This is a genomic window from Sporolactobacillus kofuensis (genome assembly GCF_024125425.1).
GTDB classification, from domain to species: Bacteria; Bacillota; Bacilli; order Bacillales; family Sporolactobacillaceae; genus Sporolactobacillus; species Sporolactobacillus kofuensis.
Window position 1 is genome coordinate 220,661 of record NZ_JAMXWN010000004.1, and the last position, 20,295, is coordinate 240,955.

A 20,295-nucleotide genomic window follows, 5' to 3' on the forward strand; every position below is an offset into this window, starting at 1 on the left:
AACAAATTGAATTACTTTTCCTATTTTAACAATGAATGCTGCGTTCAGCAACCCATCAAACTAAATACCTGAAATAGATATAAAGCGTAGAAATGACCATGGATAGGAGCATGACCGGAATGCCCACTTTCATAAAACGAATAAAAGTAATCGGGTGACCGGTTCTACCGGAAATACCGGCAACAACTAAGTTCGCGCTGGCACCGATCAGGAGTCCATTGCCGCCAAGACATGCACCGAGCGAAAGGCTCCACCACAACGGTTCCAGCTGAGTAATGCCGAGTTCGCCCATATCCTTAATCAACGGAATCATCGTTGCCACAAACGGAATATTATCAATGAAGGATGACGTGAACGCGCTCATCCATAGGATCAGAAACGTTGTTGGCACCATGGCCCCATTGGTCAACTGAATCGCATGCTGAGCGAGACTCGAGATCACACCTGTTTCAACAAGACCTGCAACCAAGACAAACAAGCCGACAAAGAAGAAGATGGTCGTCCACTCAACGCCGGCTAACGCACGTTCAAGATGCCGTTCTCCACAGATCAATAATAAGAAAAAGGCTCCTGAGAGGGCAATTGTAGCCGTTTCAACGCCTAATCTTTGATGGAGAAAAAAGCCCATGATCGTGAGTAGGAGCACGCCTACTGCCTTAATTAGTAGCACATCATCTTTAATCGCATCGGCCGCATGCAGATCGTTCAGGCGCACACGCGCCTCGCGATCTCCATGAAGTTCGTGACGATAGTAAGCAACAAGAAACAATAGCGTCACGAGCGTAATAATGAGAATGACCGGTGCTAAATTCGTAATAAAGTCCATAAAACTTAATTCAGGCACCGCGCTGCCAATCATAATATTCGGGGGATCACCGATCATGGTTGCTGTGCCACCAATGTTGGCCATGAAAATCTCCGACATCAAGAATGGCATAGGTGAAATGCCTAACTGTTTCGCAATACTAAGTGTTACCGGGACAACAAGTAAAACGGTGGTGACATTATCCAAGAAAGCAGAACCCACTGCCGTAATCAATGAAAAGACAACAAGTAGAGCAATAGGGTTCCCGTGTACGAGTTGTGCGGTACGAATTGAAATGTACTTAAATAAACCGGTTTCCGCTGTGATCGATACAATGAGCATCATCCCGGTCAAGAGACCAATTGTATTAAAATCGATATGCCGAATTGCAGCACTCTGACTCACAACACCTAAGACAATTAACAGACAGGCACCGGCCATCGCTACAATGGTTCTGTGAATTTTCTCCGTAATGATCAATACATAAGCTATGATGAAAACAATAATTGCAATTTGTGCTTCGCTTTCCATAATCCTCTTCCTTTTTTATATTTACCATTTGGCGCATGCAAAAAAATTTGCCACATGTTCCAAAATATTTTCTCTTTGAATCCGTTCGCTAACATGTGCGATAATCAATGCAGTAGATCTTGATGAAATTCGTGTTCTTAGATTCATTATTTCCATAACGTTCACTACACTCATTAATGATTTGAAGGAGTATCGAGAATATGAAAATCGCATCGATTCAGCTTGAAATCAATGACGCACAGTCTGCACAAGAGCGAATGAAAAGAGCAGACAATCTCCTCAATAATCTCAAGGGCTATGACCTGATCCTTCTTCCGGAAATTTGGATGACCGGATACAATAGCTTTGATCGTTACCTTGAAGAAGCTGAAACGCTTCAAGGTAATTTCGTAGCCCATTATGCACAGAAAGCGAAAGCATTAAATGCCTATCTTTTCGCTGGTAGTTTTGTTGAAAAATCCGGTGATCAGTTCTACAACACAAGTCTTTTGTTTGATCGTGAAGGCACGCTTATTGCTTCTTACCGAAAAATCCATCTGTTTCGCTATGGATCAAAAGAAGGCGATTTGTTAACCCGCGGCACGGAACCGATTACTGTAGAAACCGAATTCGGTAAAGTCGGCCTGTCCACCTGTTATGATCTGCGTTTTCCGGAACAGTTCCGCAAAGAACTAGATCTCGGTGCCAAACTCTTTCTCGTTACCTCGGCATGGCCGCTGGCACGACTTGCTCATTGGAATTTGTTTAACGCCGCTCGGGCTGTGGAAAACCAATGCTTTCTCGTCTCTTGCAACTGTGTCGGTTCCAACCAAGGTGTCGTCCTTGGCGGGCATAGCCAGATCGTTGATCCATGGGGGAACGTGATTGCAACCGGTGATGAACATGAAGCTGTCGTAACTGCTGAGATTGATCTGGAAACTGTTGATAAAACCAGAGAAGAGTTCCCGCAGCTCAAACATCGCGTTCCGATCAACTAATCTAAATCGAGCTCTTCTACGCGTACATTAATCCGTACGCGTTTTCTTTTTCAACAAATCTAATTTGTCTTCGCGTTCAAATAATACCTTAAGCAAAGGCGGCGTAACGAGTGTAGTCAGGATCACAACGATGATTAACGGCGTGTAATAACTTTCTTGTAGCAGATGAGATTGAATACCAAGTGATGCAAGAATCAGTGCTACTTCGCCTCTAGAAATCATTCCTGAGCCAATGCTCATTGAAGCATTCAGTGAAAACCCGGTTAACCACGCACCAGTACCTGAACCTACGAACTTTGTGGCAATTGCGAGTAATGTAATACCGATGATGAACCATAACTGATCCAGAAGTCCGGTAAAGCTTACCTTGAGTCCGACACTGGCAAAGAAAACGGGCACAAACAGACTATAAGCCAACGGTTCGATCTTTTGTTCAACTTTCCGCTTAAAATCAGTCTGAGCAATGGCAACACCTGCAATGAATGAACCGATGATTCCGGCAACACCAAGCTTCTCTGCATACCAGGCAAAGGCAAGGCAGAGCACTACAGCCATGCTGATCACTGGTTCACTCACTTTCAATCGACCGCTCAAGCGGATGAGAAAGGGTATCCCTTTCCAAGCAATCAGAAGAGCCGTCGTAAAGAACAGGATCTTCTCGCCAATAACCCACCAAACATTAGTATTTCCATCACCAAACATGCTCATCGCAAAAGCTAACAAAACAATAACAAGCACATCATCCAACACTGCCGCACCAAGTAATGTTGTACTTTCCTTGGTTTGCAACTTTCCAATTTCCTTTAAAGTCTGAACGGAAATGCTCACTGATGTAGCTGATAGAATAAGTCCAAGGAATACCGCATGTGCCGTATCCATACCAAAGAAAATACCAGAAAGCGTTCCGAATCCAAGCGGTAAGAGAACGCCTCCAACCGCAACTGCAATTGACGAATGCACACTATTTTTTAATCCTTCTAGGTCTGATTCCAATCCCGCAATAAACATCAACAGAAGGACGCCAAGTTCACTGAAAACATGAATCATTTCAGAATCCGGTACCCATCCAAATACTGCCGGGCCAATGATTATGCCAACGAGTAATTCTCCAAGTACTGCAGGCTGCCCCATGCGAACACTCAAATGCCCTGCTCCCTTTGTGGCAACAACAATGATCGCTAAATGAATAAGAAATCCCATGACTTCCCCCTCTCTCCTAAAAAAAGCACAAAAAAGGAGCCTTTGTTGACAGGCTCCACCGTTTGTTGCGCTTTATTCATCTCATGATTTTGCTTAATACTACCAAAATATTTTGTAAAATGTCAACCCCTACACTTTCTCATGAGTTAATCGTTATCTCTTATGTAAAATTTGTTTCTATTATTCATAAACTCTTGAAAACTCGTAATCTACCTACGATAATAATCATAAAGAATCACATTTTTGAAAGAAAGGAGATCATTTGTCGACCATTTTGCAATTTAAGGGAGAGTAAAAAGTGAATAAGCTTACAAAAATCCTTGCCATTTCCCTATTATTCTTCTCATTAGCGGTTGAGAGCGTCTTTACTCCATTTGGGAATACGGCCCACGCATCCTCATCTTTTCAAGCGCGAGTTACCGTAAGCAAAGCAAAAGTACACACCGGTCCTGGGGGAAAATACAGATCAATTGGCACATTGTATCGAAATGATTCGGTCTCGGTTCTAGGAAAAAAAGGAAACTGGGACAAGATCAGCTTCAAAGGGAAAACCCGCTACATATACGGAAAATACGCAGCAAGAACCATCCGGGCGAAATTCTCCTCATATAAAGCCTATGTCAAATCATACTCCTTGAAGATCCGTAATAAAGCAAGCAGCAGATTCAAAACAATTCGCACGATTCACATGAACACCAAAGTCACGATCATTGGTGCCAAAGGCAGTTATGCATATATTTACTCTGGTGGAAAAAAAGGGTATGTGCAAAAAAAGTGGCTAAAATCAAAAATCAGTTCCTATAATGCGTACGTCACTGCCAAAACATTAAACATGCGCTCAGGACCAAGCACAAAATACAAGCACATCATCTATCTGCATAATCGTGACACGGTCACCGTTTCGGGAAGTAGCAACGGTTGGTACAGGATTCAATTCGCTAACATAACAGGTTACGTTAAAGGGCAGTACATAAGAAAAGGTACTCCACCGGTAGTGAGTGCAACACCCGCACCCGCGCCTGCGCCACAGCCAGCTCCAGCACCGCAGCCTACACCGGCTCCTACACCGCAGCCCGTAGTGGATCAGCCAATTAATACTTTACCACTACGTAGCGAACAAAATTTTAGAACGTACCAGGCATACGTTATTGTTGCTACCCAGGACGTATACTCATCTGCGAAAGTTGATAGTACACAGATAATAGGCCAATTAAATAAATATGATGTGATAACTGTTAAATGGGAGACTGGGAATTTTGTAAAGATTGACTTTGGTGGAAGAGACGGCTATATTCCCGCTTCGTCTATACTCAAAGGTACTCGTTCAACCTCTGATGGTTCTGTAACTGATCCACCAACTACTTCAACAAGTGTTAATGGTATCGATATCTCTCATCATCAAAATGATAGTGGTCAAATTGATTTTGGATCTTTAAAAAGTGCAGGTATTTCTTTTGTCATTGCAAAAGCATCTGAAGGGTACGACTATGTAGATCCTAAATTTGTAGATAATTATACAAATGCAAATGCTGCAGGTTTAAAAACCTATGCATATCATTTCCTTTTTGATCCGCAAAACGCTGTCAATGAAGCGAAAAATTTTCTTCAAACATTACATAATGTTAACTATCCGACAGACAGATACGTTTTTCTCGATATCGAGTCTATCCCAGGTCATAACGATCAAAACTATAAAAATTTAGATGCAAAAACTTTGACAAATGATGTTGATATCTTTTTAAGTGAGTTAAACAAAAATGGCTATACAAAATTCGGGATTTATACGGGAAGTTATTTTTACTACAATAATTTACTTCCACAAAATCTCCCTAAGGATGCACTAATTTGGATCGCAAGATACGGGACTGATGCTAAACCTAATCGTTTAGGGCCAACCGTACCTGCAGATATATGGCAATACCGATCAGACGGTTCGGTTAATGGAATTAGCGGCAATGTCGATCTTGACATTTGGTACTATGATCCATCAAATCCGATATGATCATCCTATTTTGACCTTCATTCGAAGGTCTTTTTTTTGCAAAAAAAGGAGCACCTATGATTTAGGCGCTCAAGAGTTGATTCTATAAAAAGGGGAAGTTAAACATGTTATTGGTTTAACATCCTTTATATTAATGGACAATCCTTAACAAAGGATTAATGAAATACCGTATGATTTCTATATTTGTGAAAAGACAACCGTATTTTTAGATATCTAGACAGTACCTAGTCATTACCGCAAAAAAATAAACCCTTTCTCAAGGGTTCTAAATAAATCTTATAGTACAGGGGGAAGTAAACAAACACAATTTATTGAACAAATACAGCATAACCCATATTCGCCACTTCCCAGTAATTTCGGTAAAATTTCCAAATATTTGTTAGCCATTTCACATTATTCATGATCTTTTATAAAAACATGGTAAGGAACTCTCAGATGAATAATTCCATTTGAGTATGGAGCAACTTCATATTCTTGAAAAACAATCACAATCCCATCATCGTAAAAATAAAACTGTCCCTGATCCAGATCTACGCTCTTAAAGGCATCAAGAAAGAAATCATACCGGCCTTCGTTCTTCAGCTTGATCATTTGTTTTTTCAAATACGCATTCACTTTCTTTAATTCCCGTTTCTTGCGAATGATCTCCTTCAGCGTGTATTGTCGGCCGCTTCGTGTATCATAATTGTACACTTTCTCATAGTGCATGCCATGTGCGCCGCCGGTATATGATTCATCGAGAGATGCAACACTAATCAGACAATTGTCATTGTAACGGATCGTCGGTTGCGTATGCGCGTAGTAAGGTCCTGCCGCACTGATGAGTTGGTCATGTTCATAGTGTTTCTTATACTTTTTATCTGTCCGCAGTATATTTTCTGCGTGATGACGAAAAGTCCTATTGATCTGATCCATGATTTGCGCACTACCTGTACCAGAAACAATAACCGGATAATAGATGCCCTCGGACAATCTATCGATCCTTACTTTTACAGGTTTGCATTGAGCAGCTTTTGATTGGGGTGGGTATGTCATGAGTAGAAGACAACAAATTGCAAGCAGACTAATGGTCACTCTTCTAAAGGCACAGTTCATGATCATTGACTAACGCTCCTTTCCGTTCTTTCGCTTAGTATGTCCAGCAAAAGAATGTCTATCAGGGGCATCACATTCACTTTTATTTCTTTATTCTTGATTAATCAATGATCGTGTAAACTAGTGTTGAGGTGATGCAAATGAAAGCTTATCTTTGGCTGATTTTGATTTATTCACTCGCAAATATGTTAGGCACTTTTCTTTATTTTTTAGCAATCGTTGTGGCGGCCTTTTCCGTCGACAGTGGTCCTATGACCTTTTTAACCTTCCTGATTCTTTATGTACCTATTTTTCTCGTTCATCTCATCCTCTTGCTGATTACACTCGCCATTAGAAAAATTACCCTCCCGCCGGCAAAAAAAGTACTGTTCGCCGGTGCCTATATGTCTGTCGTGCTGACCCTCTATTCATGGATATTATTTACACATTTCATTTAACAACTCAGAGCAAGAAAAAGGAATCGGATAAAAAGATCCGATTCCTTTCTTTCAGCCTAAACTTGGATTTAATTCGGAAATCGGAACTGAGCTCAATTTTTATCCGTGAAAAAGCCGGAACGATCCGTAAAAAGGTGCGCCTAATCCGGGAATGGATTTAAGCACATGCTTAACCCAGGTAAACTTGGAATTTTTCGCACATTGATCCTGCGTTCCGCGCATTAGCTTGAACTCTTCGCGCATTGATCCTGTTGCTCCGCGCATTGACGTGAACTTTCCGCGTATTAAATCCCTAAACCACAAAAAAGAAGCTTGCCAAATGGCAGGCTTCCTTTTTGTCGTGACGCGTTGTTCCTATTCATTTTTATTTAATGAGACGCCTAAAATCTTGGCAACTTTAACTAAATTTTCACGATTTATCTTAATCAATTTTGTGATCTCCGATGGATTCTGACTCTTCACCGCATCTTGCAGTTCATCGTATTTTCCATGGATCTCTTCTGCATAGGCTGCTCCTTTTTTCTCTTTCAAAGGAGGCACAATATGCATATGAAATACATTGTGCAGGTTGTTTGCAACAGATGTTGCGGACTTAAAATCCTTTTTCTTTACATCTTTTTCAATCGTCTTAAAACCGTTCAATTCATCCTCAAAAGCTTTAGGCAATGCCTTCTTCCCCATCGGCATATTTTCCATTGACGTATCTTTAGCCGACTGCGAGTCATTATCTTTATGGACTGTTCCGCACCCTGCAAAGCTGAGAACGAGAACCGCACCCATGATGATTGCACTAATTTTTTTACCCATTCCTTCTTCTCTTTCCTTTTCTTATTTTCAGTACAAAGCTGATCCACATCCAAATTCCTGAGATACTGAGAACGATCATACAGATTGCACCGAGATCGGTAACCCAAACAATTGATGTATTTCCAATATTTCCAGAATGCAGTGCAAATATTAGTTCCTGCATGCGCATCGACGTTTTGGATGAATAACCAATAAGCGTGCGATGGTTCAGAAGAATCCCTGTTACAGCCATTAAGAGAACGATTATTGAACCGACTAATCCAGCAGTATAGTGGATCATTCTCAGATATTTAAACATTGACAGCACTCACGATCTATTGTTTCTTCGGAACAACAAATGAAAGTTCCATCTATGAAATATATCACAAGTTGGTCATCATCTTCTACTTTTTCGTTTGAGAATTCGGTCACATCCACCGGGATGGTCAATCCGTGGCAATATCTAATAGTGCAAGGAGCATGGAAATAACGATTTGGGTGATGAACTGGATAACTATCGACTGCATGAAATAATCGAGAGTACTAATGACAGTCAAATTGATTGCACTATAGGATATGAATAGGATGATATAGTTCAGAATTCGATTTTGTTCAATCAATATATCTTTCAACAGCATACGAACAAGTTTTTCGAAAACATCTGCAAAACATGAAAAAATGAGAAAAAGGAGGGTGAAAAGAAACAAGGCGAGTAGATTGTCATATTGAATACCTAACAGATTAAATAATCCAAGAAAGCCAAAATAGAAAATACCAAACATCAGTGCAAGCACAGTCAAAATGATTACACTTAACGAACAAATAACAAATAGTTTTCCTGATAAAGACTCATTTTCGAACAGTTTATGAGGTGCCATTGATGTTCTCCTTACAATGTGAATGTCTGAAACACTATTTAAGTACACCCTCCCATAAACAGTCAATCTAGTCAAATCCATGAGACGCCACCCATGTTCTTTACCTTTGTTTTTTTTTGTTAAGCTCTTTTGCAACTACTTCTGCGGCTGTTTATTTCTTATGGGTGATGACATAATGCAAATGATCTATTTACATGGTTACGAAGGCACAAAAAAAAGAGGTCTCACAAAGGTTTGAAACCATCATGAGAAACCTCTATTTTCCTTGGACCCTTATTTGCACATCATGGGTTCAGGTGTTTATTACATCATACCCATGCCTGGTCCGCCTGCTGGCATTTGTGGTTCTGGATGTTCTTCCGGCTTGTCAGCAACAACAGCTTCAGTAGTCAGCAGCATTGCGGATACGGAAGCAGCGTTTTGCAGTGCGGAACGCGTAACCTTAGTAGGGTCAACAATACCGGCAGCGATCATATCTACCCATTGATCTTTGGCAGCATCATAGCCAATGCCTGGTTTCTGAGACTTGAGTTTTTCAACGATGACAGAACCTTCAAGGCCTGCATTTTCACCAATTTGGCGAACAGGTTCTTCAAGGGCACGAACGACGATATTCACACCGGTCTTTTCATCGCCTTCAGCGACGACTGCTTCGACATTCTTAATCACGTTAGCAAGTGCAGTACCACCACCAGCTACGATACCTTCCTGAACAGCAGCACGTGTCGAGTTCAAGGCATCTTCGATACGCAGCTTGCGTTCTTTCAGTTCGGTTTCGGTAGCAGCACCGACTTTGATCACTGCTACACCGCCGGACAGCTTAGCCAGACGTTCTTGCAGTTTTTCTTTGTCGAAGTCAGAAGTTGTTTCTTCCAATTGTGCTTTGATTTGGCTGACGCGTCCGGCAATCTTATCTGATTCGCCAGCGCCTTCAACAACTGTCGTGTTGTCTTTCGTCACGATGACTTTTCCAGCCGTTCCTAGTTGATCAACCGTTGTTTCTTTCAATTCGAGACCGAGGTCACTTGTGATCACCTGTCCACCGGTCAGTACGGCAATGTCTTCAAGCATTGCTTTTCTGCGGTCACCGAAGCCAGGAGCCTTAACAGCAACAACATTGAATGTACCACGCAGTTTGTTCAGTACGAGCGTTGCCAGTGCTTCGCCTTCAACATCTTCAGCGATGATCAGCATTGGTTTGCCTTGTTGAACAACTTTCTCAAGAACAGGAAGGATTTCCTGAATGTTTGAGATTTTCTTGTCCGTAATCAGGATGTATGGATTATCAAGAACTGCTTCCATCTTATCTTGGTCTGTAACCATGTATGCAGAAGCATAGCCACGGTCGAATTGCATCCCTTCAACAACATCAAGTTCAGTTGCGAAGCCTTTGGATTCTTCCAAGGTAACAACGCCATCGTTGCCAACCTTTTCCATTGCTTCAGCAATCAATTCGCCGACTTTTTCGTCTGCAGCAGAAATTGCAGCAACTTGTGCAATCGATGCTTTGCCTTCGATTGGTTTCGAGATTTCTTTCAAGCCTTCAACGGCTGCTTGTGTTGCTTTTTCAATACCACGACGAATACCCATTGGGTTAGCGCCTGAAGCAACGTTCTTTAGACCTTCACGGATCATTGATTGAGCAAGAACCGTTGCAGTTGTTGTACCGTCACCAGCAACATCATTCGTCTTGCTGGCAACTTCGGAAACCAGGCGTGCGCCCATGTTTTCAAATTTGTCTTCAAGTTCGATTTCTTTTGCAATCGTTACACCGTCATTTGTAATCAGCGGTGAGCCGTATTTCTTATCGAGTACAACGTTACGGCCTTTCGGTCCGAGCGTTACTTTTACTGCATCTGCCAAAACATCAACACCGCGCAGCATAGAACGGCGTGCTTCTTCACCAAATTTAATATCTTTTGCCATTGTGAATAGTCCCTCCTAATATCAAATCTTAAAATGAGGATCTTATGCTCTATACAGTGATTCTTCGCCTAAGGTTGAATCACAACATGTTAATCAATAACAGCTAAAATGTCGTCCTGACGAACAACAAGATACGTCTTGCCGTCATATTTTACTTCAGTACCTGCATATTTTGAGAAGATTACTTTTTCTCCTTCTTTTACGTCCAAAGCGATGCGTTCGCCTTTGTCGGATACCTTGCCGGTACCAACGGCAACAACGTGGCCTTCTTGTGGCTTTTCTTTTGCCGAGTCAGGAAGTACGATACCGCTTGCTGTTTTTTCTTCTTTTTCTTGTGGTTCGATCACAATACGATCGCCTAATGGCTTTAACATGTTGAAATACCCTCCTTAAAAGTGTTAAGTTAAGTACTTTGTTAGCACTCGGATCACCTGAGTGCTAATCCATCTAATATAATAATCAATTCCAAAATGATTTGCAAGTTTTTCCTGAAAAATATCTACACGATTATCATCCCTAAGAGAAACTAAGCAAGAATCAACTGCCCGGTTCTTATTTTGTACAAATCTGCTTCGATCGTCTCGCTTCGCTGCTTTTTACACAAGAAACCTTATTCTTCTAAAAGAGACCGGAAGAGATAATCAAAATGAGCTATGGTAAAATAAAACCATGGTTCGTGTACATACTATTTACTTTCAAATGTACAACAATGCTTTCAGTTTAATACAAAGGTTACGAAACTATACAAATGAATCTGAGGTGTCGGATTTGGTTCTAAGGTACATCAGTATCGTGCTTATCTATCTCATTTGTTTTATCTCACCGCTTATTCCTGGATTTCCACAGCAAGAGCCGGCCCACGGTAACGCCTACACAGTTGTGTTCTTTGCGACACTGATTATTGTGCTACTGCTCTTGATTCCGGAACGAAAATTGGAACGCGGTCCGGTTGCATCGGTCGGTGAATCCATTGCCTGGGCAATCTGTGGTGTTTTTCTGTTGTTTGTACTTCAGATCATTACTGCCTTAATCAACAGCATCATTCTTGGTCAACCGATGAAATCAGAACATACTCAGGATGTTGTTGGCTTAGCTCGTAGCGCGCCTTTATTTATACTCACAGCGAGTATTATTGGGCCAATGCTTGAAGAGATTGTTTTTCGTAAAATTTTCTTCGGCAGCTTGAAAAAGAAAATCGGCTTTTTCTTTGCGGCATTGATTAGCTCGCTTGTATTCGCTGCTTTTCATTTTGATTTCAGTCATCTGCTCATCTATTTTGTTATTGGCTTTTTCCTCTGCTACGTCTATCACAAAACCGGCCGAATTGTTGTCAACATGTTCATGCATGCAGCGATGAACGCGGTCGTTGTGCTCATAAGCATGAACGTGCAGATCCCGAGCACACCAGGATGGATTCATCTGTTCTGAAAACCACAAGAGAAAATTGGATGATTCCAAATAACCGCATTCAGGACCGAAATCGTCCCACATTTCAAATCAGATATGTTCCTAGAAAAAAGAAAAGGCGTCTCATAGGCAAAAGAGCTGTGAGACACCTTTTTGGTGTGCGCTTTCCAGTGCGTTTCGCGTGGGTTTTTTCCCGTTTCGCGCGAACTTCTTTTTATTCTTCATTTACACTTTAATCCAACCAGTAATAGCCCCTGATCATCGAATCAATTTTCTCATAACCCGCCTTGTTATAAATATGAATAGCCGGTGGGACATTGGAATAAAGATAGCTTGTTGTTTCTAAATTTTTTCGATTGAAATCCGTTAAAAAATTGATTAGTTGGCTGGCATAGCCTTGGCCCCGTTTATTTTTCTTGGTAAAAACATCATTAATTCTGGAAATGTCACCCCGTCTGTATAGTGAAGCGAGACAAACAAGTTCCCCAGAAGCATAACCACCAAATAAGTAGAAATTCGGATGGGTTACTGGCTTAAATAAACTTTTATAGGCCCATTCACCTTGATCGGGATCCGACGCAAAGAGCGTGTCAATTGATGCGTCAATTGTGGCGATGCGAGAAAAGTGTAAGGTGACCGGCGTGTCGATGATTTTGGCCGTTGTTTGCACGAAAAAGCTTTGCCCTTCAACACGATGGCGAAAACCGTTGTTTGCGAGATAACGCCCAACTTTGCTCTCCTGCATGGAAAATGTATAGATACGTGGCGGCAGTCCTAACGATCGAAACACAGTGACAACATCCTGTACTGCGGGTCCAAATTCAGCATTTTCCTCAATATAAGCATGATTACTGTCATAAGATAACGGATTCTCTGTATCATGAAAAATCCGACCATAAGGTTTTTCAATGACTTCTGACTGGACTTCCCCAAAATTGTTCTCAAAAGCAATCAATTGATCTGTAATCATGTCGATTTGTTCTCCGTTCTATAAATCATTTCGTATTGGATAAAGTAAATCCCGAGCAAAAGATCCTTCTTATGCTCGGGGATTATGATCATGATTAAAATGTACTTTCTCGGTCATTTGACGTTTAATGCGCGTCTGTTACATCAAGTGCAGTCAGTATTTCCGGACCGTCTTTTGTAATCGCCAAGGTATGCTCATATTGCGCCGAAAGCGATCCATCAACCGTACGTGCTGTCCATCCGTTCGGATCAACCTTTGCACGCCAGTCTCCAATGTTCAGCATCGGTTCAATGGTAATCGTCATGCCTTCTCTAAGACGAAGTCCGCGCCCCGGACGGCCATAATGAGCAACCGGCGGATCTTCATGCATCGTCGGTCCAATACCATGACCAACAAATTCACGTACAACGCTCAGTCCACGGTCTTCAGCGTATTTCTGAATGGCATACCCGATGTCGCCCAGTCGATTTCCCACAACAGACTGCTTGATTCCCTCATAGAGTGCTTCTTCCGTTGTTTTCAGTAAATGCTTGGCTTCATCGGAAATATCACCCACTGCATAGCTCCACGCTGAGTCTGACATCGCACCGTTTAAATTGACAACCATATCAATGGTGACGATGTCCCCGTTTTTCAGCGCTTTTTTGTTCGGAAAGCCATGGCAAATTTCATCATTTACAGAGGCACACGTTGCAAATTGATAGCCTTCAAAACCTTTTTCTTCCGGAATTGCCCCGTGCTTTTCCAGAAATTCATTCACAAATTCTTCGATCTCCCACGTCGTTACGCCGGGACGAATCATCGACTTGATATGCTGATGTGCCTGAGCAAGCAGTTGCCCGGATTTTTTCATCTCAGCAATTTCATTCTGTGATTTTAATTGGATCATTCCTGCATTCCACCCTTATTGTAAAAAAACATTGATCACCATTATTTTATTTCTTGGCTTTGTTAAATTTGCCGTTGTTTGTTAATGTTTCTTGCCCTGTGTTCTTCCACGCACATATCAAAAGTAGCGCATCTGTATTTTACCACTTAATCCTTACGATTTCCTTTCTTCCATCGCGTGATTAAGAAAATAGATTAAAGCCTGAAGTTCAACCGTCATATCCACATGCCGCACATAAGCATCTTGCGGCAGGACCAACCGAGTAGGCGAAAAATTCAAGAACCCATGTATACCGGAGGCAATGGCCAAATCAGCAGCCTTCTGTGCATGAGCAGCGGGCACAGTCAGTATCGCTGCTGTGATCTCGCGATTATCATCCGTCTCAAGTTCGTCCATGGAATGGACTGAGGTACCACTTATTTCCGTACCAATCTTTAACGGATCGACGTCATAAGCCTTTACAATTTTGGTATTGTTGTTCTTTTGAAAATTGTGGTTGAGCAGTGCCGTTCCCAAATGACCGACGCCAATAAGAATAACCTTAGATAACTCATCTTGATACAAGATCTTCTTTAAAAATTCCATTAAATGTTGTGTATCATAACCATAACCTTTTCTTCCCAATGCACCAAAATATGAAAAGTCCTTACGGATTGTTGTTGAATCAATTTGCACAATCCCACCAAATTCTGATGAAGAGATGCGCGTTTTTCCTATCGCAACCAAGCGCTGCAACGTTCGGTAATAGAGCGGCAACCGCTCGGCTGTTGCTTGTGGTACATTCTGATTTGCCATGACCGGGTCCCCCATTTTCACCATGCTCATCTACGTCGTTCCACCCATGTCTCTTGTTCCACTATACTATAAACACAAGCATTTTTGTTAATTATTTCACAATGTTAACTCTTTTCGTCTTTCTACTGAAGGTACAGTTGCCGAATAAATTAGGATTAAGCTAAAATGAAACTATATATATTTCCACAACAAGGCGCTATAGCCTTGCCGCCCTTTATTCCTAATTCTCTTGAGGTGAAGATCGTGTTGCTTTTACAAACCAACGAGATCAGCAAGTCCTTCGTCACTGATCTTGTTCTATCAAATATATCGATTGAAGTAAAGCTTGGTGAACGTGTCGCGCTTGTTGGACGCAATGGCGCCGGCAAATCAACGCTACTTAAAATTATTGCGGGTGAGCTGAGTGCCGACAGTGGGGAAGTCATCATGCCGAAGAACCGGACCATGGGCTATTTGCCTCAGAACGCAACCCTCGACTCGAAAAGAGGAATTTATGCAGAATTGCTCTCCGTCTTCAGCCCTTTGATTGCCCTAGAGAAGAAAATGCGCATGATGGAGGAGCAGATGGCTGATCCCGGCAGCTTCTCCAGTCCAAAAGACTATGACCAGCTCTTGAAAAATTATGATAACCTCCAAGCCGATTTCCGTGCGCAAGGCGGCTTTACCTATCAAGCCGAAACACGGAGCGTCCTGAACGGATTGAATTTCGGTGGATTCCCAGACGAAACCCCGGTCAGCAATTTATCGGGTGGTCAGAAGACGCAGCTTGCCCTTGGCAAACTGCTGCTCATTAAGCCTGATTTACTGATTCTTGACGAACCCACAAACCACTTGGACATTGATACACTATCCTGGCTTGAGGGTTATCTTCAACGCTATAGTGGAAGTGTGCTTGTTGTTTCCCATGACCGTTATTTTCTCGATAAAATTGCGACCAAGGTGTATGAGGTCGCTAGCCACAAAGTACGGAAATATACCGGTAATTACTCACGTTATCTTGAATTGCGTGCCGCTGAATACGAAAGTGAATTGAAGACCTATGACAAGCAGCAGAAAGAAATTACAAAACTGAAAGACTTTGTACAAAAAAATATTGTACGGGCCTCAACAACGAAACGCGCACAAAGCAGAAGAAAACAATTAGAAAAAATGGATTTAGTGAATAAACCACTTGGCGATGAAAAATCAGCGACATTTTCGTTTACGATTGAACAACAAAGCGGTCGTGATGTCCTGTCTGTCGCAGATCTCTCGGTAGGCTATACGCATCAGTCACCAATGATTTCAGAACTTACTTTTCACATCAGTAGAGGCGACCGTGTCGCACTTGTTGGCCCAAATGGGATCGGAAAATCAACACTGTTGAAGGCCATTGCAGGCGGAACGACTCGACAAGATGGCGAAGTGGTACTTGGCAGCCATGTCAGTCTTGGTTACTACGATCAGGAACAGAAAAGCCTGAATCCCGTAAATACGGTCCTAGATGAATTATGGAACGATTATCCACTAAAGCCTGAGAATGATATACGCACGGTTCTTGGCGGTTTCCTGTTCTCCGGTGATGATGTCTCCAAAGTTGTTTCCCAGCTTAGCGGTGGCGAGAAAGCCCGACTCATGCTTGCGAAACTGATGATGCGTCATGATAATTTACTGATTCTCGATGAACCGACGAATCACTTGGACTTAGACAGTAAAGAAGTTCTCGAAGGTGCACTCATTGATTATCCGGGAACAATCTTATTTGTCTCCCATGATCGCTATTTTATTAACAATATCGCCAGTAGAGTATTTGAATTGACGAGAGAAGGCATTACTGAATATCTTGGCGACTATGATTACTATATTGATAAAAAGACCGAGCAAGAGCAAATTGCCGAGCTCGAAGCACAGCCCGCGGCACCACAAAAACAAGAAAGTACGATCGGAGAAGGAAAAGATCAATTCTTAAAAGACAAAGAACAAAAAAAGAAAAAGCGCCAGCTTATTCGCTTCATTGAACAATCTGAGGCAGACATTAGTACCCTTGAAGAAAAAATTGACAAGAACCAGCAATCTCTGCTTTTGCCGGATGTCTTTAATGACACAAAGAAAGCGAAAGAGGTTCAAGCTGAAATTGAGCATGATCAGTTGCAACTTAGTGAACTGATGGAGAAATGGGAATCTGCCCAAATGGAACTCGATGCCTTTGAAAATTAACATTGTCCACAGATTTAACCGTACTTATGCACCTATTCATTGAGTTATCCCCAATTTATCCAGTGGGAAAGAGCACTTATTCACATGATCTGTGGATATGTGCTCTTTTTATTATGGATAAACAGTTATCCACATGTGAATACTTTTCAGCTTCTGCACAGTAGGCTCGAGCAAGAAATAAATACGAAACAGGAATCGCTTTTACTCGATGATTGGGGACCCTTAACGTTTATTATCTCTGTCTCGAATATTCCATGCATAAACCGCTCATCATTCCGCTATTCACGCGAGTTCAGATGAGTTTCGTGCGAGTTCATCGTTTTTTGCACACTTTCAAATCGATTTCGCTTGGCATGACCAAAGGTTCGCGAATAACCCCCGCCACGCACAATCCACAAGTCGCTAGTCTATGATTTCCGAGATAATGAAAAAAAGAAACGAAGAGCATCGTTCTCTCTTCGTTTCCCAGATCGCTATTGCTATTAGGTCATTGACAAAAAGACTTGCTTCATCTGATTAGAAATCTTCAATGGCGAGGTTGGCTTTTCCATTCAATGACAAATCTGCCCGCATCCCTTTCAGAAAACCAATGGTTCCCGAGGCAGCAATCATTGCCGCATTATCCGTACATAGTGACAAAGGCGGAATGCTCAACGGAATGCCTCTCGTGTTCGCTGCCCGCTCCATCTCAGACCTGACTTTACTGTTAGCAGATACACCGCCGGCGACAAGGATTTGTTTTGCATGAACCCGCTCCGCTGCGATCATTGTCTTTTTCACAAGAACTTCACTGACACTTTCTTGGAAACTAGCCGCAATATCTGCGTGATTTAATTCATGACCACGTTGTTGTTCATTGTGAATATAGTTGATGACCGCCGACTTCAAGCCGCTGAAACTAAAATCAAGAGAGCCTTCCTCGAGCCATGCTCTTGGAAAATTAATTGTAGGTTGTCCTCCCTTGGCCAGCTTGTCGATTTCCGGTCCTCCAGGATAGGGTAATCCAATCGTACGCGCTACCTTGTCAAAGGCCTCACCGGCAGCATCATCACGCGTTGTGCCAATGACTTCATAAGATCCATGCTCTTTCATATGAACCAGCTCTGTGTGTCCACCTGAGACTACTAAAGCAATCAATGGAAATTCAAGTTCCTGTACAAACCGATTCGCGTAGATATGACCGGTAATATGATGAACAGGAACGAGTGGCACCTGATGTGCATAGGCCAACGCTTTGGCTCCGTTCACACCGACAAGCAGTGCACCGATTAATCCCGGACCCTGAGTCACAGCAATCGCATCGAGGTCATCCCAAGAAATGCCGGAATTGTTCATTGCTTCCTCACAGACCAGCGTAATCTGATCTACATGATGGCGAGAGGCCACCTCGGGGACAACACCACCAAAGCGGCGGTGAATATCAATCTGAGAAGCGACCGCATTTGAACGAATGACCGTGCCATTCTCTACAACAGCTGCAGCGGTTTCATCACAACTTGTTTCTATTCCTAAAATCATTGTCTTCTTCTTTACATCTACATTCATATTCTCACCCACATGACCAACGCATCTTCACCGTTATTTGAATAATAGTTTTTACGAATTCCGCCATCTCGAAAGCCTAGCTTACGATATAGGTTTTGTGCAATCGTGTTGCTGACACGAACTTCCAAGCTGATGGAATGTGCTCGTTGTGATACGGCATAAAGAATCACCTGTCGAAGCAACGTTTCCCCCACTTTGAATCCTCGATATCCACTAAGCACAGCCAGATTGGTAATATGCGCTTCATCGACAATAACCCAGACACCGCAATAACCAATAATTTTTCCCTCTAACTCTGCGACAAAATAGTTGGCAAAGTGATTATTCGTAAGTTCATTCTCAAAAGCTTTTCTTGACCAGGGGACATCAAAGGCACTGTATTCTACGACCATAACCTGATCAATATCTTCCGTTGTCATTGGACGAATATTGACTGCATTTAGCTCCGGCATGCTCATCACTCCTGTTTGGCCAGCCATTTTGCTTCTGCCTCTGCTAAGCGTAGATATGCCGGCAGAAAATGATGAATGTCTAATACAGGTTTTTTCTGAATACCAATACGTGCTAATTCTGCAGCTCTCGGCACATTTTGCGTGCTTTCACCAAGAACAGCAAAAGGATATGTCCGTAAGAGTTCTCCCCACTTATCAAAATCATTACTTAAAAAAAGAACAGGCTTATTTAATTTACTGAGTTCAGCCAGCCAATCTTTGATCAGTACTAATTGATCAGGGACAACCTGAACAATAGCCCCATCCTTCATTTCATAGAGTCCGGCAAATACCTGCCCACGTCTTGCATCAAAGAAGGGTGCAATGAGACCATCAAAGTAGCGGCCATTTTGCGCAACGATTTCCAAGCTGGACACACCAACGAGTTCTTTCTTGAGCGTCCAAGCCATCAATTTCGCAATCGTAACACCAATGCGTAGCCCAGTATAAGAACCCGGTCCTTCTGCAACTACTATTCGATCGAGATCGATGGGCTGAATGGCAACCTTTTCAAGCAATTCAGCGATTGCGGGCATTAATCGTTCCGAATGATTCTTTTTACTGTTTGTCGTCAATTCGCCAAGCACCTTCTGCTCAGTCGCCACTGCAACGCCCATGACTAAGTTTGATGTATCAATGGCTAGTACGTTCATGTTTCGATATCTCCTCATTTATGCGCTCAGATCTGCTTCCATGCGCGGTGCACGTAATCATTCGCTCATGTTCACTGATGCGTTTAATATCAATGGAGAGCACATCATCGGGAAGCCATGAAGGAATGTTTTCCGCCCATTCAATGACGGACACCCCATCCCCTTCAATATAATCTTCTAAACCGATGTCTTCTTCATCACTGATCCTATACACATCCATATGATAAAGCGGCAATTGTCCGCTCGTATATTCTTTAACGATGGTAAACGTCGGACTATTAACCATTTCGTGTATACCAAGGCCTTTAGCCAACCCTTTTGTAAAAATCGTTTTTCCTGCGCCAAGATCCCCTGATAATGTAAGAACATCTCCCGCTTGCAAATAGTGCGCGAACTGTTCGGAAAAATTCATAGTCTCTTCAGGGGAATGGGTCTTCAACTGGTACATTGCGTTCACCTTTTCCAATTCCTTTTCTCAGATGGAAAATCTAAACTTAGTGTACCATAATTAATCAACAATTTCTTTCTTAGCAAAAAAGCCAGTCCTCCACTTTACCAGACACGTTGAGAAAAATGGACAAAAACCCGTCCAATTCTTATTTTGCATCAATGTGCTTCGATCGCTCTTACAGCGCGCTTCTCTTATTTTCGGAGTCTCAGCAGAAGCTCTCGCATTATACGTTCTTCTCTAAAAAAAACAAGCGTCTCTCGA

General features: G+C 42.3%; 20 protein-coding genes. 5 read left to right on the plus strand and 15 right to left on the minus strand.

Features of this window, described 5'->3' with window-relative positions; genetic code table 11:
• Nucleotides 1-55: 55 nt before the first annotated feature.
• The gene (locus NIE32_RS05065) at nt 56-1,336 is read right to left on the minus strand and encodes an ArsB/NhaD family transporter (protein ID WP_253053606.1); all 1,281 of its coding nucleotides are present in this window, start codon (nt 1,334-1,336) and stop codon (nt 56-58) included.
• Nucleotides 1,337-1,536: 200 nt separating this feature from the next.
• On the opposite strand from NIE32_RS05065, the gene NIE32_RS05070 reads away from it, so the two are divergent.
• Nucleotides 1,537-2,313, plus strand: coding sequence for a carbon-nitrogen family hydrolase (locus tag NIE32_RS05070; protein WP_253053607.1), 777 nt, complete (start codon nt 1,537-1,539; stop codon nt 2,311-2,313).
• A gap of 27 nt (nt 2,314-2,340) precedes the next feature.
• On the opposite strand, the gene NIE32_RS05075 is transcribed toward NIE32_RS05070, so the two are convergent.
• Nucleotides 2,341-3,513: a cation:proton antiporter gene (locus NIE32_RS05075; RefSeq protein ID WP_253053608.1), complete on the minus strand. Its 1,173-nt coding sequence runs from the start codon at nt 3,511-3,513 to the stop codon at nt 2,341-2,343.
• 298 nt (nt 3,514-3,811) lie between these two features.
• Here NIE32_RS05075 and NIE32_RS05080 point away from each other — a divergent pair, with 298 nt between their 5' ends.
• Nucleotides 3,812-5,515 carry a GH25 family lysozyme gene (locus NIE32_RS05080; protein ID WP_253053609.1) on the plus strand — a complete coding sequence of 568 codons (1,704 nt, stop codon included), beginning with the start codon at nt 3,812-3,814 and terminating at the stop codon, nt 5,513-5,515.
• A 393-nt stretch (nt 5,516-5,908) separates the two neighbouring features.
• Here NIE32_RS05080 and NIE32_RS05085 read toward each other — a convergent pair whose 3' ends face one another.
• Nucleotides 5,909-6,616, minus strand: a complete 708-nt coding sequence (locus NIE32_RS05085; protein WP_253053610.1) for a DUF3298 and DUF4163 domain-containing protein — start codon at nt 6,614-6,616, stop codon at nt 5,909-5,911.
• A gap of 134 nt (nt 6,617-6,750) precedes the next feature.
• On the opposite strand from NIE32_RS05085, the gene NIE32_RS05090 reads away from it, so the two are divergent.
• Entirely contained in the window at nt 6,751-7,047 is a 297-nt protein-coding gene (locus NIE32_RS05090; RefSeq protein WP_253053611.1) for a hypothetical protein, read from the plus strand.
• 354 nt (nt 7,048-7,401) lie between these two features.
• On the opposite strand, the gene NIE32_RS05095 is transcribed toward NIE32_RS05090, so the two are convergent.
• From NIE32_RS05095 to groES, 5 genes are all read right to left on the minus strand, one after another.
• On the minus strand, nt 7,402-7,854 hold the full coding sequence (locus tag NIE32_RS05095; protein WP_253053612.1) for a hypothetical protein: 453 nt from the start codon (nt 7,852-7,854) through the stop codon (nt 7,402-7,404).
• Nucleotides 7,847-8,152 carry a PepSY domain-containing protein gene (locus tag NIE32_RS05100; protein ID WP_253053613.1) on the minus strand — a complete coding sequence of 102 codons (306 nt, stop codon included), beginning with the start codon at nt 8,150-8,152 and terminating at the stop codon, nt 7,847-7,849. The genes NIE32_RS05095 and NIE32_RS05100 overlap by 8 nt, the downstream gene beginning before the upstream one ends.
• Before the next feature lie 127 nt (nt 8,153-8,279).
• Entirely contained in the window at nt 8,280-8,711 is a 432-nt protein-coding gene (locus NIE32_RS05105; RefSeq protein ID WP_253053614.1) for a YrvL family regulatory protein, read from the minus strand.
• 303 nt (nt 8,712-9,014) lie between these two features.
• Nucleotides 9,015-10,637 carry a chaperonin GroEL gene (groL, locus tag NIE32_RS05110; RefSeq protein ID WP_253053616.1) on the minus strand — a complete coding sequence of 541 codons (1,623 nt, stop codon included), beginning with the start codon at nt 10,635-10,637 and terminating at the stop codon, nt 9,015-9,017.
• 89 nt (nt 10,638-10,726) lie between these two features.
• A complete protein-coding gene (gene groES, locus NIE32_RS05115; RefSeq protein ID WP_253053618.1) occupies nt 10,727-11,011 on the minus strand; it encodes a co-chaperone GroES in 285 nt (94 codons plus the stop codon).
• A gap of 385 nt (nt 11,012-11,396) precedes the next feature.
• Between groES and NIE32_RS05120 the strand changes: the two genes are divergently transcribed.
• Nucleotides 11,397-12,065 (plus strand): CPBP family intramembrane glutamic endopeptidase, encoded by a 669-nt coding sequence (locus tag NIE32_RS05120; protein ID WP_435594234.1) that lies wholly within the window; start codon nt 11,397-11,399, stop codon nt 12,063-12,065.
• A 211-nt stretch (nt 12,066-12,276) separates the two neighbouring features.
• Here the strand turns inward: NIE32_RS05120 and NIE32_RS05125 are convergent, their stop codons facing one another.
• From NIE32_RS05125 to NIE32_RS05135, 3 genes are all read right to left on the minus strand, one after another.
• Nucleotides 12,277-13,014: a GNAT family N-acetyltransferase gene (locus NIE32_RS05125; protein WP_253053622.1), complete on the minus strand. Its 738-nt coding sequence runs from the start codon at nt 13,012-13,014 to the stop codon at nt 12,277-12,279.
• A gap of 124 nt (nt 13,015-13,138) precedes the next feature.
• Complete coding sequence (gene map, locus NIE32_RS05130) at nt 13,139-13,903, minus strand: type I methionyl aminopeptidase (protein WP_253053624.1); 765 nt, start codon at nt 13,901-13,903, stop codon at nt 13,139-13,141.
• 153 nt (nt 13,904-14,056) lie between these two features.
• Complete coding sequence (locus tag NIE32_RS05135) at nt 14,057-14,698, minus strand: redox-sensing transcriptional repressor Rex (protein ID WP_253053646.1); 642 nt, start codon at nt 14,696-14,698, stop codon at nt 14,057-14,059.
• A gap of 243 nt (nt 14,699-14,941) precedes the next feature.
• Here NIE32_RS05135 and NIE32_RS05140 point away from each other — a divergent pair, with 243 nt between their 5' ends.
• Nucleotides 14,942-16,894: an ABC transporter ATP-binding protein gene (locus NIE32_RS05140; protein ID WP_253053648.1), complete on the plus strand. Its 1,953-nt coding sequence runs from the start codon at nt 14,942-14,944 to the stop codon at nt 16,892-16,894.
• 516 nt (nt 16,895-17,410) lie between these two features.
• Here NIE32_RS05140 and tsaD read toward each other — a convergent pair.
• From tsaD to tsaE, 4 genes are read right to left on the minus strand one after another with little or no spacing between them, the layout of a single operon-like run.
• Nucleotides 17,411-18,439: a tRNA (adenosine(37)-N6)-threonylcarbamoyltransferase complex transferase subunit TsaD gene (gene tsaD, locus NIE32_RS05145; RefSeq protein ID WP_253053626.1), complete on the minus strand. Its 1,029-nt coding sequence runs from the start codon at nt 18,437-18,439 to the stop codon at nt 17,411-17,413.
• Nucleotides 18,436-18,891, minus strand: coding sequence for a ribosomal protein S18-alanine N-acetyltransferase (gene rimI / locus NIE32_RS05150; RefSeq protein WP_253053627.1), 456 nt, complete (start codon nt 18,889-18,891; stop codon nt 18,436-18,438). The genes tsaD and rimI overlap by 4 nt, the downstream gene beginning before the upstream one ends.
• A gap of 5 nt (nt 18,892-18,896) precedes the next feature.
• A complete protein-coding gene (gene tsaB / locus NIE32_RS05155; RefSeq protein WP_253053628.1) occupies nt 18,897-19,583 on the minus strand; it encodes a tRNA (adenosine(37)-N6)-threonylcarbamoyltransferase complex dimerization subunit type 1 TsaB in 687 nt (228 codons plus the stop codon).
• On the minus strand, nt 19,564-20,031 hold the full coding sequence (gene tsaE / locus NIE32_RS05160) for a tRNA (adenosine(37)-N6)-threonylcarbamoyltransferase complex ATPase subunit type 1 TsaE (RefSeq protein ID WP_253053629.1): 468 nt from the start codon (nt 20,029-20,031) through the stop codon (nt 19,564-19,566). The genes tsaB and tsaE overlap by 20 nt, the downstream gene beginning before the upstream one ends.
• Nucleotides 20,032-20,295 lie beyond the last annotated feature (264 nt).